14 protein-coding genes and 2 pseudogenes are annotated in these 15,036 nt (G+C 41.3%); 9 read left to right on the forward strand and 7 right to left on the reverse strand.

Annotated elements, in window-relative coordinates:
- Positions 1-83 precede the first annotated feature (83 nt).
- The gene (locus HEQ19_20775) at positions 84-293 is read left to right on the forward strand and encodes a hypothetical protein (protein ID WYM01567.1); all 210 of its coding nucleotides are present in this window, start codon (positions 84-86) and stop codon (positions 291-293) included.
- A gap of 101 nt (positions 294-394) precedes the next feature.
- On the forward strand, positions 395-1,537 hold the full coding sequence (locus HEQ19_20780) for a tetratricopeptide repeat protein (protein ID WYM01568.1): 1,143 nt from the start codon (positions 395-397) through the stop codon (positions 1,535-1,537).
- Positions 1,538-1,803: 266 nt separating this feature from the next.
- Here the strand turns inward: HEQ19_20780 and HEQ19_20785 are convergent, their stop codons facing one another.
- Both HEQ19_20785 and HEQ19_20790 read right to left on the reverse strand, forming a co-directional pair.
- A complete protein-coding gene (locus HEQ19_20785; GenBank protein ID WYM01569.1) occupies positions 1,804-2,499 on the reverse strand; it encodes a TrkA family potassium uptake protein in 696 nt (231 codons plus the stop codon).
- Between the two features lie 183 nt (positions 2,500-2,682).
- On the reverse strand, positions 2,683-4,017 hold the full coding sequence (locus tag HEQ19_20790) for a TrkH family potassium uptake protein (protein WYM01570.1): 1,335 nt from the start codon (positions 4,015-4,017) through the stop codon (positions 2,683-2,685).
- Positions 4,018-4,265: 248 nt separating this feature from the next.
- Between HEQ19_20790 and HEQ19_20795 the strand changes: the two genes are divergently transcribed.
- The 3 genes from HEQ19_20795 to HEQ19_20805 all read left to right on the forward strand — a co-directional run bounded on the left by HEQ19_20795 (position 4,266) and on the right by HEQ19_20805 (position 7,023).
- Positions 4,266-5,129, forward strand: coding sequence for a methyltransferase domain-containing protein (locus tag HEQ19_20795; protein ID WYM01571.1), 864 nt, complete (start codon positions 4,266-4,268; stop codon positions 5,127-5,129).
- Between the two features lie 489 nt (positions 5,130-5,618).
- Positions 5,619-6,551: a homogentisate phytyltransferase gene (locus HEQ19_20800; GenBank protein ID WYM01572.1), complete on the forward strand. Its 933-nt coding sequence runs from the start codon at positions 5,619-5,621 to the stop codon at positions 6,549-6,551.
- Between the two features lie 4 nt (positions 6,552-6,555).
- A complete protein-coding gene (locus HEQ19_20805; GenBank protein ID WYM01573.1) occupies positions 6,556-7,023 on the forward strand; it encodes a tetratricopeptide repeat protein in 468 nt (155 codons plus the stop codon).
- On the opposite strand, the gene HEQ19_20810 is transcribed toward HEQ19_20805, so the two are convergent.
- Positions 7,015-7,353: a hypothetical protein gene (locus HEQ19_20810; GenBank protein ID WYM01574.1), complete on the reverse strand. Its 339-nt coding sequence runs from the start codon at positions 7,351-7,353 to the stop codon at positions 7,015-7,017. The two genes, HEQ19_20805 and HEQ19_20810, sit on opposite strands and share 9 nt — an antisense overlap.
- A gap of 7 nt (positions 7,354-7,360) precedes the next feature.
- On the opposite strand from HEQ19_20810, the gene cobA reads away from it, so the two are divergent.
- Positions 7,361-8,968, forward strand: coding sequence for a uroporphyrinogen-III C-methyltransferase (cobA, locus tag HEQ19_20815; protein WYM01575.1), 1,608 nt, complete (start codon positions 7,361-7,363; stop codon positions 8,966-8,968).
- A gap of 997 nt (positions 8,969-9,965) precedes the next feature.
- Positions 9,966-10,565: a dephospho-CoA kinase gene (gene coaE, locus HEQ19_20825; protein WYM01576.1), complete on the forward strand. Its 600-nt coding sequence runs from the start codon at positions 9,966-9,968 to the stop codon at positions 10,563-10,565.
- Between the two features lie 367 nt (positions 10,566-10,932).
- Here coaE and HEQ19_20830 read toward each other — a convergent pair.
- Both HEQ19_20830 and HEQ19_20835 read right to left on the reverse strand, forming a co-directional pair.
- A pseudogene (locus tag HEQ19_20830) lies at positions 10,933-12,111 on the reverse strand (TldD/PmbA family protein).
- Between the two features lie 384 nt (positions 12,112-12,495).
- Positions 12,496-12,720 (reverse strand): annotated as a pseudogene (locus HEQ19_20835) (DNA gyrase modulator).
- Positions 12,721-12,735: 15 nt separating this feature from the next.
- Here HEQ19_20835 and HEQ19_20840 point away from each other — a divergent pair.
- Both HEQ19_20840 and HEQ19_20845 read left to right on the forward strand, forming a co-directional pair.
- Positions 12,736-12,900 (forward strand): hypothetical protein, encoded by a 165-nt coding sequence (locus HEQ19_20840; GenBank protein ID WYM01577.1) that lies wholly within the window; start codon positions 12,736-12,738, stop codon positions 12,898-12,900.
- A gap of 21 nt (positions 12,901-12,921) precedes the next feature.
- Positions 12,922-13,230 (forward strand): transposase, encoded by a 309-nt coding sequence (locus HEQ19_20845; protein ID WYM01578.2) that lies wholly within the window; start codon positions 12,922-12,924, stop codon positions 13,228-13,230.
- On the opposite strand, the gene HEQ19_31220 is transcribed toward HEQ19_20845, so the two are convergent.
- Positions 13,219-13,350 (reverse strand): hypothetical protein, encoded by a 132-nt coding sequence (locus HEQ19_31220; protein ID WZI66973.1) that lies wholly within the window; start codon positions 13,348-13,350, stop codon positions 13,219-13,221. The two genes, HEQ19_20845 and HEQ19_31220, sit on opposite strands and share 12 nt — an antisense overlap.
- A gap of 306 nt (positions 13,351-13,656) precedes the next feature.
- Complete coding sequence (locus HEQ19_20850) at positions 13,657-15,033, reverse strand: cysteine desulfurase-like protein (protein WYM01579.1); 1,377 nt, start codon at positions 15,031-15,033, stop codon at positions 13,657-13,659.
- Positions 15,034-15,036 lie beyond the last annotated feature (3 nt).

Genomic DNA, 15,036 nt, shown 5'->3' on the forward strand with positions numbered 1-15,036 from the left:
ACGGCAATGCCGTGCCCCTACAGCTGGTATCATATCGTGTGGATTTAGGGGTATCTAAAAATTTATCCGGCTAAACAAATAGTTTGAAAACACGCCCTAGGGACTGGGGATTGGGGATTGGGGATTGGGGATTGGGGATTGGGGATTGGGGATTGGGGATTGGGGATTGGGGATTGGGGACACTTCGGCAAGCTCAGTGCATCGCTGGGGATTGGGGATTGGGGATTGGGGATTGGGGATTGGGGATTGGGGATTGGGGATTGGGGATTGGGGACTATGAAAGTGAGTGCTGAGTGAAGAATCTTTAAATTTTTTTATTGAATTTTAAATTTTTTTTGCTGTGGTGGGTACTCTTACTTTTAGGGCTTAAACCATAAGTAAAGGTCTGCCATTTATGTCGAAAAAGAATCAGCTATCGCAGTGTTATTACTGGGTTAATCAGGTCGATTTCCGCCGCAGTTCAAAGCAGCAAAAACCGCTGTTGAGGTTTGTCTGGGCGGGTTCAATGTTTTTGATGTTGGCTGCATCCACAATTACTGATTTACCAGGAAGCAAACTATTAGCACAGAACGTTGTCTCACAGGATTTAGAAACAGCTACCTTGTACCAGCAGGGAGTCACGCGCTATAATCGTCAAGACTTTCAGGGTGCAGAATTCGCCTTTCGTCAAGCGTTACAGCGAGACTCCAATATCGGGATGGCACGGAATTATCTGGGACATATCTACCTACAACAAAATCGCCTGGATGCAGCCGTGCAAGAGTATGGAGAAGCAATTAGGCTCAATCCTAATTTCAGCGTGGCGTATTATAATTTAGGATTAGCGTTACATCGACAAGGACAAAAAGAAGCAGCGATAACGGCTTACCGCCAAAGTTTGGTGATAGATCCGAAAATGGCTGTAGCGCAGTATAATCTAGGATTGGTGCTGTATGAACAAGGACAGCCACAGGAAGCGATCGCCGCATATCGACAAGCAATTGAGCTTGATAGCACCAATGCCAATGCCTACTTTAACTTAGCGATCGCCCTGCAAGAACAAGGTGAAATCAAACAAGCGATCGCTACTTATCGGCAAGTATTAACACGAGATCCTAATAATGCCATAGCTTATACCAACTTGGGCAGCCTAATGGTAATTGAATATCAACCTGATGAAGCTATTTCTGTTTACCAGCAAGCTATTCGCCAAAATCCTAAGAATGCTTTAGCTTATTATAATTTGGGCGTTACTTTATACAATCAAGGTGAGATAAAAAAAGCCAATGTAGCATTAAAACGCGCCCGGCAGGAGTATCATGAGCAAGGCAACGTTAGGCAAACTGAGAAAACTGAGCAGTTAATCAGCCAAGTTGTCCAGCAAATAGCAGCACAACAGCAAAAAACATCTCCTCCCTCCCAGATTCCAACACCTACAACCAACGTAGTGTTACAACCTCAGCCACAGCAGTCAAATCAAATGGAATTACCTGCAAATACAGTAGTTAACAATAGTCAAGAGTCAAAAGTCAAGGGTCAAGGGTCAAGGGCTAATTGACTGTTCTTTCACTGAATTCAAAATTCAAAATTCAAAATTCAAAATTGAAAAAAATCCAAACTCCCTAAAACCCCACCCCCAACCCCTAAGCGCAAGCGAGGAGGGGAGAATTTGAGTTAAATCAAAGACGGGATGGGGTTCTTTTTTTATTGATACCAATTTGAAAAAAGAATGGGACAGATAGGGTAGGGGATCTAGGCCTTGCGCCCCTACATATTATCGATGTGTTGCAAAGATTTTTTGAATTGGTGTGAGAATATAAAAAATCAAATTGGTAAGCGATTAATATCTTTATTGCAGCCAATAACTACCATCACTAAACCTCGTTCTAAACGCTTATTTGGTTCTGGATTAATTTGAAATTTACCCTCTTGACTCACCGCAAGCAAATTCAAACCGTAGCGGTTACGTAGTTGGAGTTCGCTGATAGTTTTGCCATGAAATTCATCAGGGACAATTAATTCTACAATACTGTGATCTGGATCGAGATCTAATCGCTCTAGAATTGATGGTTTAGTCAGTGTACGTGCTAAAGCACAACCCGCTTCATATTCAGGAAAAACAACATGATCAGCGCCCACTCGCTGTAACAGTTTATAGTGAACTTCACTAGAGGCTTTGGCGACTACGTGGGGTACACCGCCCTCTTTTGCATTCAGAGTAGTAATAATACTTTCTTGAATGTAGTTACCAATCGCTACAATTACCGTATCAAATTCAAAAATACCAGCTTCTTTGAGTGCAGCAGGTTGAGTTGAATCTAATTTTAAAGCATGACCAACGATTTGCTCACTCAATGCTTCTGATACTCGCTTTTCATCAATATCTGTTGCTAGCACTTCATGGCCTAATTTGTTTAATGTTGAACAAACAGAACGACCAAAACGACCTAAACCAATTACGGCGTATTGTTGGTTCTCTTTACGTAAACTGCGAAAAAAGCCTAATGATGAAAGATTCATGGTGGTTATCCTTGGTTAAGGGTTAGAAGTTAGGAGTTAGGAGTTAGAGGTGGGGTTAGGAGTTAGAGGTGGGGTTAGGATTCCGAAACATTACCAATGAGAAATGACGAATGACGAATGACGAATGACGAATGACAAATGACAAATGACAAATGACAAATGACAAATGACAAATGACGCTAATTATCCCACAAGTAAATTTTCTTCAGGATGGTGAATCCTTGTGGGCTTGGGGTCGCCGAGGATTGCGGACATCAGAAGTAAAACACCAACTCGCCCAATATACATTGTGATAATTAATATTAGTTTTGCTGCTACGGATACACTTCCTGTAATACCCATAGAAAGACCAACTGTAGCAAAGGCTGATACTACTTCAAACAGAATTTGAATAAAATCTAATTCTGGATCTGTAAGTGCAATTAAAGTTGTAGAGAAAATCACAGTGGCGATTGAACCCATCAAGACTCCCACAGCTTTAACAATTAACGATATTGCTATCTTTCGTTCATATAATAAAACTTCTTCTTTTCCCTGAAGAACGGCTTTGGTACAACTTGTGAGAACTCTTAAGGTTGTTGTTTTAATTCCGCCTCCTGTACCTCCTGGACTTGCACCAATAAACATCAGGGCAATCATAATAAATAACCCAGCCGTTGTCATTTTACCAATATCAATAGTGTTAAATCCAGCAGTTCTGGAAGTAACTGATTGAAACCATGCTAATAAGAATTTTTCATTCCAATTGAGAGAACCAAAGGTTTGTGGATTTCTTAATTCTATACATAAAAATGCAATTGTTCCTAGCAATAATAGGATTAAAGTTGTACTGGTGGCAACTTTAAAATCTAGAGAGAGTACAGATTTATTAGGTTGCCTGCGAAAGCGATCGCGTAACCAAAGGTACATTTCTAAAATTACCTGATAACCAATCCCCCCAAAGATAATCAAGAATGTAATGGTAAATACCACCAAATAAGATGATTGATAGGAAATTAAGTTATCTTTGAACAGGCTAAACCCAGCATTGTTCCACGCATTAATACTATGAAAAACTGCTAACCAAAGTCCTTGATTCCATCCATAATCGGGAACAAAAGCTGGCAATAACAAAAATACTCCAGTCAGTTCAAAAATCACAGTAGTGACAATAATTGAGCGAATGACCTGGGCGCTACCACTCATTCCCCGTCGGTCTAAAGCTTGTTGAATGGCGATTTTTTGCCGCAGATCAAACTTGCGTCCAATTAGCAAAATTAAAAATGTGGTGGTTGTCATGTAGCCCAAACCACCAATCTGAGCTAACAGTGCAATAAAAAACTGACCCCAAAAGGAAAAATAAGTCCCTGGATCAACTACAGATAAACCAGTTACACAAACTGCAGATGTGGAGGTAAATAATGCCACAATTGGATCATTCCAAGTACCATTGCTAGTTGAAAATGGCATCATCAGCAGGATTGCTCCTACCACAATGACAGCTATAAATCCTAAGCAAATCGTCCGAGAAACTGTCATAATTAACTCAAAATTCAAAATCTAAAATTTAAATTCAACAAATTCAAGGGTAGCAATGATTTTGGCTATTGACTGTATTCAGCTTAAATGCTTATCAGTTGCTCAAGGTAAAAATTATTTTCTCACGCAGGATCAACAGGGTTTACCTACCCTCGAAGCAAAAACATTCTTATTTAATTAAAAGCACATATGGTAGCCTAACCAATATGTTTACTTAAATTTTGCTTGGTCTTTACATTGCTTGATCTATGAGTGCAACACTTTACCAGCAAATTCAGCAATTTTACGATGCTTCCTCTGGTCTGTGGGAACAGATCTGGGGGGAACACATGCATCACGGCTACTACGGTGTCTATGGTACCGAAAAAAAAGACCGCCGTCAGGCGCAAATTGATTTAATCGAGGAATTGCTCAATTGGGCTGGAGTACAACAAGCTGAGAATATCCTGGATGTGGGTTGTGGCATTGGTGGTAGTTCTCTATACCTGGCAGCCAAGTTTCATGCTAGGGCTACTGGGATTACACTGAGTCCTGTACAAGTCGCTAGAGCCAAAGAACGCGCCCAGGAGGCAAATTTGGGTGGTAGAAGTCAGTTTATCGTGGCTAACGCTCAAGGAATGCCCTTTGCTGACGATTCTTTTGACTTGGTGTGGTCACTGGAAAGTGGTGAACATATGCCAGATAAAACCAAGTTTTTGCAGGAGTGTTATCGGGTTCTCAAACCGGGTGGGAAGTTGATTATGGTGACTTGGTGTCATCGACCAACGGATGTATCACCTTTGACAGCGAATGAGCAAAAGCACTTGCAGGACATTTATCGGGTGTATTGTTTACCTTATGTGATTTCGCTACCAGAGTACGAGGCGATCGCTCATCAATTACCATTACAAAATATCCGCACCGCTGATTGGTCAACCGCTGTCGCGCCCTTTTGGAATGTGGTGATTGATTCGGCGATTACTCCCCAAGCAATTTGGGGGTTACTGAGTGCGGGTTGGACTACCATTCAAGGCGCGTTATCTCTGGGTTTGATGCGTCGAGGTTATGAACGGGGGTTGATTCGCTTTGGGTTGTTGTGCGGAAATAAAGAATTGACACTCCTTAGCCTTTAGGCTAAGGATTCTTGGTTCAACGAGTCCACTTAGCCTAGACCCCTTGCGGTATCTAAGCCAGAGGTGGTTCTCTCCCCTTCGCGGAGCGTCTGTCTTTGCTACGCAACGCTACCGCGAACGACACGCTTCTCTGCGAGCGCCGAAGGCTACGCGAACGTAGAGAAGCGTTAACTTTTGGTCTGCCCGACCATAGTTGCACATAGTGCAAAATTTGTTTGCAGTTTAATGCTGTTAGTCTAGTACCTGTAAATCTTTTACCTACTTCTAGGTGATACTAGAACTACGAAGTAGAACCCCATAGATTTAGTTGTCTTGGCGTAGCCTCTCCCTTTGGGAGAAGGTGCAGCGTCTACTTGTTAGGTAGCAAATGGGTTTTTTATGTGGTTGATTACCCTTCCACAAAGCCCATTATACCAAAAGCCGTCGTAGAACGACGGGGTTTTAGACCCAGATTTTTGATAAACCGCACAAGCGCAGAATGAGGAGAAAATGAATCAGTTTTCTAGCCCAGGGTCTGGTAGTGTTCGGGGTGGCTGGCTTAATGCTTTTTGGCGATTTTCTCGCCCCCACACGATTATTGGCACCAGTTTGAGTGTGTTGGCTTTGTATTTAATTGCTGTTGCTGTTGGAAATCGTAATTTTTCTCTATTACCTTTGTTGGGGGCTTGGTTTGCTTGTGTATGCGGTAATGTTTACATTGTGGGGTTGAATCAACTCGAAGATATTGAGATTGACAAGATTAATAAGCCGAGTTTACCTCTGGCTTCAGGGGAATTTTCTCTGAAGCAAGGACAATTAATTGTGGTCATTACTGGAATTTTAGCGCTAGTTGTGGCGTGGTTAAATGGACCATTTTTATTGGGGATGGTGGCTATTAGTCTGTCGATTGGGACTGCTTATTCTTTACCACCAATTCGCTTGAAGCGGTTTCCTTTTTGGGCAGCTTTGTGTATCTTTTCAGTGAGGGGGACGATTGTTAATTTAGGGCTATTTTTGCACTTTAATTCACTATCGCGACTAAATCAAGCCATTCCCTCTACTGTGTGGGTGTTGACGTTATTTATTTTGGTGTTTACCTTTGCGATCGCCATCTTTAAAGATATCCCAGATATGGAAGGCGATCTCCGCTACAATATCACTACTTTGACCATTCAACTTGGACCCCAAGCAGTGTTTAATCTCGCCCTTTGGGTGTTAACTATCTGCTATCTGGGAATGATTCTAGTTGGTGTGCTACGTATTGCTTCGGTTAACACAATATTTCTGGTAGTGACTCATTTAGCCTTGTTGGTGTGGATGTGGTTACAAAGTTGGGCGGTGGACTTGCAAGATAAAACGGTGATATCTCGGTTTTACCAATTTATCTGGAAACTCTTTTTTATCGAATATCTGATTTTTCCTATAGCTTGTCTTTTGACTTAAAACAATGCTAGAAACCTTTCAATCTACTGATATTTTTGCCCTTGCTGTAGTAATTTCAAGTATTGTGCTGCTAATTTATTTTGCTGCAAAAACTTTGATTACTTCCAACTTGTTCCAAAAGGGTGTCAATCTTTATGAGCAAAAAGATTATCAAGGCGCAGAAGCAGTTTTTCGTCAGGTAATTGCTCAAAATTCTACTAATGATGTAGTGCGTTTGTTTTTGGGAGATGTGTTAAATCAGCAAGGAAAGGTGGAAGAAGCGACGGAATTATTTCAAGAAGTAATTCGCCGCAGTCCGAAAAATCCTCAAGGTTATTTGCGTCTTGCGAGTATTTTAATGCAACAAGAACAGACAGAAGCAGCAAAAAATAATCTGCAACAAGCTCAAGCTTTATTGCAAAAACAACGCCAACCTCAACAAGCAAAAAAAATTGCTCAACTTTTAGAGAAAATGAGCGCTAAGTCAAGCTAGCTTAAAGGGACTGGGGATTGGGGATTGGGGACACTTCGGCAAGCTCAGTGCATCGCTGGGGATTGGGGATTGGGGATTGGGGGGAATGACAAATGACAAATGACAAATGACAAATGACAAATGACAAATGACAAATGACAAATGACAAATGACCAATGACAAATGACAAATGACAAATGACCAATGACAAATGACAAATGACAAATGACAAATGACCAATGACAAATGACCAATGACAAATGACCAATGACAAATGACCAATGACAAATGACAAATGACAAATGACCAATGACAAATGACCAATGACAAATGACCAATGACAAATGACAAATGACAAATGAGTAAGGTTTACCTGGTTGGTGGTGGGTTAGGAGATATAGAATACCTGACAGTAAAAGCGTATAATCTGTTGGGTCAAGCTCAAGTGTTGGTTTATGATGCTCTAGTAGATGCCCAATTATTGCAATGTGTACCACCTGATTGTGTCAAATTGGATGTGGGTAAACGTGGTGGTAAACCCAGTACACCCCAAGCTGAAATTAACAAATTATTGGTCAACTACTGCCTGCAGGGGAAAAAAGTTGTCAGACTAAAATCAGGCGATCCGTTTATTTTTGGGCGCTGTACTTCCGAAATTGAGGCGTTGAAAGCATCTGGTTGTGATTTTGAGATAGTACCAGGAATTTCTTCGGCGATCGCAGCTCCTTTATTAGCCGGAATTCCCCTGACAGATCCGGTTTTGAGTCGCTGTTTTGCGGTGTTTACGGCTCATGAACCAGATGCTTTAAACTGGGAAGCATTGTCACGCTTAGAAACTCTGGTAATTTTGATGGGAGGGCAACATCTGCCAGAGATTATACATCAATTGGTGCGGCATGGGCGATCGCGCCTCACACCCATTGCCATCATCCGTTGGGCAGGCACTCCTCGTCAACAAATTTGGACAGCGCAACTGAGCAATATTCAAGAACAAACCACTGGGTTATCTCTCTCCCCTGTGGTCATGGTAATTGGTGAAGTTGTCGGCTTACGCAAGTACTTACAACCTGAGAATATATATATTAATGATTCTCTCATAGCCACAACTCCTGACGCGCAAACCGTGAATACCAATCTCCGTCCCTCTCCCCTCCCCTTGGCTGGGAAAACTATCCTCGTCACACGTTCAGTGGGACAATCGAGTCAATTTAGCGATCGCCTGACTGCATTTGGCGCTAAAGTAATTGAAATGCCTACCCTAGAAATTGGACCACCTTCGAGTTGGCAAGCTTTGGATGATGCGATCGCTAATTTATCTGACTTCGATTGGTTGATTCTCACCTCGACTAATGGCGTAGACTATTTTTTTGCCAGATTAATCGCCCGTGGTCAAGATTCCCGTGCCTTAGCTGCTGTTAAAATTGCCGTTGTCGGTGAAAAAACTGCCCAAAGTCTTCAACAACGAAATCTCCAACCAGATTTTATTCCCCCCAATTTTGTTGCAGATTCTTTAGTAGAAAATTTAAGCGAAGAATTGGTAGGTAAAAAGGTTTTATTTCCCAGAGTCGAAAGCGGTGGAAGAGAAGTTTTAGTTAAAGAATTAACCGCCAAGGGAGTAGAAGTCATCGAAGTTGCTGCATATCAATCTTGTTGTCCTAGTAGTATTCCAGCATCGGCAGAATTAGCTCTAAAAAACCATGAAATAGATATAATTACTTTTGCCAGTTCTAAAACTGTGGAATTTTTCTGTCAACTTACAAGTAATATCTTCTCAGACAATGCTGGTGTTAATCAATCAGATGCTGTAAAAAATTACTTCGCCGGAGTTTGTATTGCTTCTATCGGTCCGCAAACTTCAAAAACTTGTCAGAATTTATTTGGTCGCGTCGATGTAGAGGCTGAAGAATATACTTTAGATGGTTTAACCCAAGCACTAATCAAATGGGAATTGGGGAATAGGGAATAGGGATTGGGGATTGGGAAGGGGACAAATGACCAATGACAAAGAGTAATGAGTAATGAGTAATGAGTAATCAGTAATGAGTAATGAGTAATGAGTAATGAGTAATGAGTAATGAGTAATGAGTAATGAGTAATGAGTAATGAGTAATGAGTAATGAGTAATGAGTAATGAGTAATGAGTAATGAGTAATGAGTAATGAGTAATGAGTAATGAGTAATCAGTAATGAGTAATCAGTAATGAGTAATGAGTAATGAGTAATCAGTAATGAGTAATCAGTAATGAGTAATGAGTAATGAGTAATGAGTAATGAGTAATGAGTAATGAGTAATGAGTAATCAGTAATGAGTAATGAGTAATGAGTAATCAGTAATGAGTAATGAGTAATGAGTAATCAGTAATGAGTAATGAGTAATGAGTAATCAGTAATGAGTAATGAGTAATGAGTAATCAGTAATGAGTAATCAGTAATGAGTAATGAGTAATGAGTAATGAGTAATGAGTAATCAGTAATGAGTAATGAGTAATGAGTAATCAGTAATGAGTAATGAGTAATCAGTAATGAGTAATGAGTAATGAGTAATGAGTAATGAGTAATGAGTAATGAGTAATGAGTAATCAGTAATCAGTAATGAGTAATGAGTAATGAGTAATGAGTAATGAGTAATCAGTAATGAGTAATGAGTAATGAGTAATGAGTAATCAGTAATGAGTAATGAGTAATGAGTAATCAGTAATGAGTAATGAGTAATGAGTAATCAGTAATGAGTAATGAGTAATGAGTAATGAGTAATGAGTAATCAGTAATGAGTAATGAGTAATCAGTAATGAGTAATGAGTAATGAGTAATGAGTAATCAGTAATGAGTAATGAGTAATGAGTAATCAGTAATGAGTAATGAGTAATGAGTAATCAGTAATGAGTAATCAGTAATGAGTAATCAGTAATGAGTAATGAGTAATGACAAATGACAAATGACAAATGACAAATGACAAATGACAAATGACCAAACGCATCATCGGCTTAACTGGGGGTATCGCTACAGGTAAAAGTACTGTTAGCAATTATTTGGCTAGTGCTTACAATTTACCGATTTTAGATGCTGACATTTATGCAAGAGATGCAGTATCTGTAGGTTCACCCCTTCTTAGGGCGATCGCACAACGTTACGGCGAATTAATTTTACAGCCAGATGGTGATCTCCATCGCCAAAAGCTGGGGGAAATTATCTTTAATGATCAAGCTGAACGCAAATGGCTAGAAGATTTGATTCATCCCTACGTGCGCGATCGCTTTCTCAACGCCATTGCTGAATCCCCTTCAGAAACACTGGTCTTGGTAATACCGTTGCTATTTGAAGCTCAGATGACTAATTTAGTCACAGAAATCTGGGTAGTTAGTTGCTCACAATTACAGCAAATCGAAAGATTAATGCAGCGAAATTACTTGAATCGAGAACAAGCACTAGCTCGCATTAATAGCCAATTATCACTTACAGAAAAAGTCGCTGGTGCAAACATTGTATTAGATAACTCTTCCACTCAAGAAGCTCTCTTGAAACAGGTGGATATAGCTTTTGGCGCGTACAGCAGAGATGGGTGAAATTTTAGGCTTTTATATCATGTGCGGTTGATCGCTTATAAAATGACAAGTATTTATCCGAACATGATATTACGCTGACGGTTGAGCCTCAGAACCTGAAAATTCATCCTCTCCCAATCCCCAATCCCCCATCCCTTACAAGGGTAGGTATTTTGTATTTGGTCATTTTTTGACCATTTCAGCCAACTGCTTAAACTCTGAAACAACCAAACCACGTTAAGCAATTGAGAATTTTCTCAACTATTTTCGAGATTCTAAAAAACCTACCCTTGAAAGATCCCCAATCCCCAATCCCCAATCCCCAATCCCCAGTCCCCAGCGATGCACTGAGCTTGCCGAAGTGTCCCCAATCCCCAATCCCTCTTGCTCAAATTTCCCCTCCCACTACGACATCTCGAATTCGCAGACTCGGACCACCACAACCTACAGCTAAACCGTTTTGTCCACCTTTACCACAACCGCCGGATTCATCCCAATAAAAATCATTACCAATTGCTTCAATATCCGCCAGAGTTTGGAAAACATTACCCGATAGTGTGACATCCCGCACAGGTTCAGCAATTTTACCATTTCTAATCATCCATGCTTCCCCAGCACTAAAGGTGAACATTTCTCCATTTGTCATCCCACCCAGCCAATTGCGGGCATATACTCCTTCTTTAATACCAGTAATTAAGTCCTCAACTGGGGTTTGACCCCGTTCAATCCAGGTATTTGTCATCCTGACAATGGGGCTATAGTGATAATTAAGACATCTGGCGTTGCCTGTTGGTGCTTCATCCAATTTACCTGCAGTTTCACGGGAGTGCAAACGTCCGACCAAAACCCCATCTTCAATCAGTTGGGTAGTAGTGGCGGGTGTACCTTCATCGTCGTAAAAATAGCTACCGCGATGTCCTGTAGGCGCAGCACCATCAAAAATTTGCAGTTCTTTGGGACCAAATCGGCGTCCAATGGTCATGGCTTCGAGTAAATCGGGATTTTCGTAAGCCATATCTGCTTCGGAAAGATGTCCAAAAGCTTCATGGACAAATAACCCAGAGAGAATCGGGTCAATGACTACGGTGTAGGTATTACCTTTGACTGGTGGTAGAGTTAAAGCAGCGATCGCTCTTTGGGCTGCACCCTTAACTTGTTGATCCAAATCAGTTAAATCTTCATAGGCTTTGCGGGAGCCTGTTGTTTCCCTTCCGGTTTGCACAGTTTCGCCGTTTCTGGCTGTAGCAGCAAAGCGCATTTCCATATCTACCCAAGATTGCTCAATCAGAGTTCCTTCTGAGGTCGCAATAATCACTCTTTGGGCGCTGTCACCGTAGCGAACCGAAGTAGTAGTAATCCGGGGGTCACAACTTTTGAGCAAATCAGAATAGCGATCGCACAATTCTTTTTTCTGCGTCCGAGAAATTTTGCGGGGGTCGGTACCTGTCAGGGGTAGAAAGCATACTGCTTGCACCGGGTCAATAGGTGCTAGTACAGTTTCTTCATCACCAACAATTCGCGCTGCGGCGATCGCTTCTTCAATCCGTTCTTTAATTGTCAAAAGTTGGATGAACTACCCCATCTTACTTCGTTGAAGATGGGGTTTCTACATCCCCATCAGTAAGTTGAGATTTTTGACGTTTCCTCTGACTGGTTCTTGCGTACTTAGCGTGCTTAATTATTAGTTAAAGTCTATAAATTTGCTTTAAAAGTAAGACTTACAGGCGTTCATAATTTAATTTTCAGCAATATGACCAAAAATACAGGAAATAATGGCTATTACCGTATCTCAGTAAGGGTTTCAAGCTGATTATTTAATAAATTTAGCACGCTAAGTACGGAAGAGCCGTAGAGTTTGTGAAAAAAGAAGACGTTTCGTTTTTGACTTGCTTACATCCCCTCCCTGCCTTGTCTACGACACGCTGCGCGAACGGCTGAGGAAGGGGAATTACGCAATTAGGTTAAAGCTGCTCAACCCCCACCCACCTTTATAACAAGCGCGAATATGTCCACCTATCGAGATGCCTTCGCTGAGGCTTTCTACCTTATCACCACGCAACATTATATCAGTCCCTTCAGACTCTTCGAGGCGAATCATCAGATAATCTACGTGGGATGAGTAACGCACAATCAGGTCAGACAGTAAATTTTGGGCGTCAGTAAGTGTAGTGGGCATTTCTCAGTATTCACAATGACGAACTGTATTTATTTTGCAATTATTCTGTGTCAGTTGTCATTTGTCATTTGTCATTTGTCAAAAGTATTTGATAGTTTGAAAGGTAACAAATTTACGCTCTTAAAAGCTGAAGATAAACTTACGGATAAACAAAAAAATAAATTAGATAAAATCAGGTAAGCGTCACCTTTATTAAGAATAATGCATTCATTGAAAGAGGAATTCCATGATATTTTTGATAACAGTGAAGATTTAGGAGAAGGAATTTCAGGTCTACTAGATTGGTTAGAGAAAGCTGAACCTTATTACCAAAAAAGTGTTAAGACAATTAAACGATGGTTTGGAGAGATAATAGGATATTTTGAAAGAAAAACTACTAATGGAGTAATAGAAGGAATGAATAATAAATTAAAATTGATAAAAAGAAGTGGATTTGGTTTGAGAAATTTTCGCAATTTTGAAATTAGAGCTTTACTTTCTTGGCATTATAATATTAATTTAGCACGCTAAGTACGCAAGAACCTCATAGTCTTGGGTACAGCGTTGCATAAATCCCAAGCGATCGCGGCCGTATTCTTCTAGGGCAGTTACAGGATTGGGATGGGGTAGGGTCAGTAAATCTTGGCTCATTTTCAGGTACTCCATTAAGTTGATTGCTTATGTGAGTTAAATATGATGAGCATCATTCATATTTGTCAACAAAAATGTGAGCAATCCTCGTTTATTTATGGCGCTGCCCGTGTCAGTTGTCAGTTGTTTTTAAATCTGGTCTAATTCTTTGCCACTGACCACTGGCCACTGACAAAACTCCATCCCTTGATGGGTGGAGTTTTTTTCTCAAGGCTGGACTTATTGTCATTGTCTGGGTTGATATATTGATACACACTATATAAGTGCATTCCCTACCCAAACTGAGTTATGGGCAGGGTGCTTTGGTTATGAGACGGCGATCGCGGCTGTTATTTCCTTCAAAGCATGTAAAACTCGATCAATCTCTTCAACGGTGTTGTAGTGTACTAGTCCAATCCGCAGCAAACCGCCACTCGCTTCTAAGCCTAATTTCTCAGTTACACCGTTCGCATAGAAATTGCCATGCCAGGAAAAAATACCGCGATCGCCTAATGTTTGTGCTAAACTTTGAGGGGTTTGTCCTGGGAGTCGCAATCCAAAGGTTGGTGTCCGCCAAGCCAAGCGTTGAGTATCTGTGATCCCATATAAGGTTAAGCCAGGAATCGCCAAAAGTCCAGAAATTAAATGTTGGCTGAGTTCTTGTTCATATTGCTGAATTGCTGACATCGCTACAAGCAAAGCAGCACGCCGATTAGGATAGGAACTGGATGTTAAATGTGTAGGTTCATCCGGTGTCGTCGGAATGCGGGGACAGTGGAAGGTTTCCCATTTTTCTGTATGTGTCTCTAAAAAAGCTGCCAGCACTTCATTACTAATTGTAGGTGAAACACGGCAACCTAGTTTTGCCAAATAATTAATTGCTGCGACTAATCCGGCTAAAGCTTCGTGATTCAAAGTCCCTGTTTCCCAGCGCGATGGGCCTTCCTCTGGGGCTGGTTGTAGTTTATAAGGTTGAAACCGGGCTAGATGCTCCCGTTTACCATAGAGAATACCAATATGGGGACCAAAAAACTTGTAAACCGAACAGGCCAGAAAATCACAGTCTAGGGTCTGGACATCAATCGGTCCGTGAGGGGTGTAGTGGACTGCATCAACAAACACCAAAGCACCAACAGCATGGGCGAGGCGCACCACCTCGGCGACATCGTTAATTGTCCCCACGGCGTTGGATGCATAGCCAATTGCTACCAAGCGTGTCTGGGAATTGAGGTGCTGTTCCAGTTCGCACAGGTTGAGGGTGCAGTCTTCCACATTAATATCAACCACCCGGATTTTAACACCGCTTTCTTCCAAAGCATACCAGGGGGAAATATTAGCATAATGATCAAGCCGGGTAACAATGATTTCATCACCTGGTTGCAGTTCTCGACCAATAGCGCGACTCAAACTAAAGGTGAGGGTGGTCATATTCGCACCAAATACCACCTCATCATTGGCACATCCTAGGAAATCAGCACTAGCAGCCCTAGCAGCATTAATCAGGGCATCTGTACGTATACTAGTAGCAAAAGTGCCGTGGGCATTGGCGTTTGACTTCACCAGATAATCACTCATCGCGTCTAACACTGCTCCGGGTACCTGAGTACCACCAGGACCATCACAGAAAATCGCAGGTTGTCCATTGATTTGTTGTGTAAGTGCCGGAAACTGGGCACGTATCCATTTTAAGTCAAGAGGTTGCATATT

This window comes from Gloeotrichia echinulata CP02 (genome assembly GCA_038087035.1).
GTDB classification, from domain to species: Bacteria; Cyanobacteriota; Cyanobacteriia; order Cyanobacteriales; family Nostocaceae; genus Gloeotrichia; species Gloeotrichia echinulata.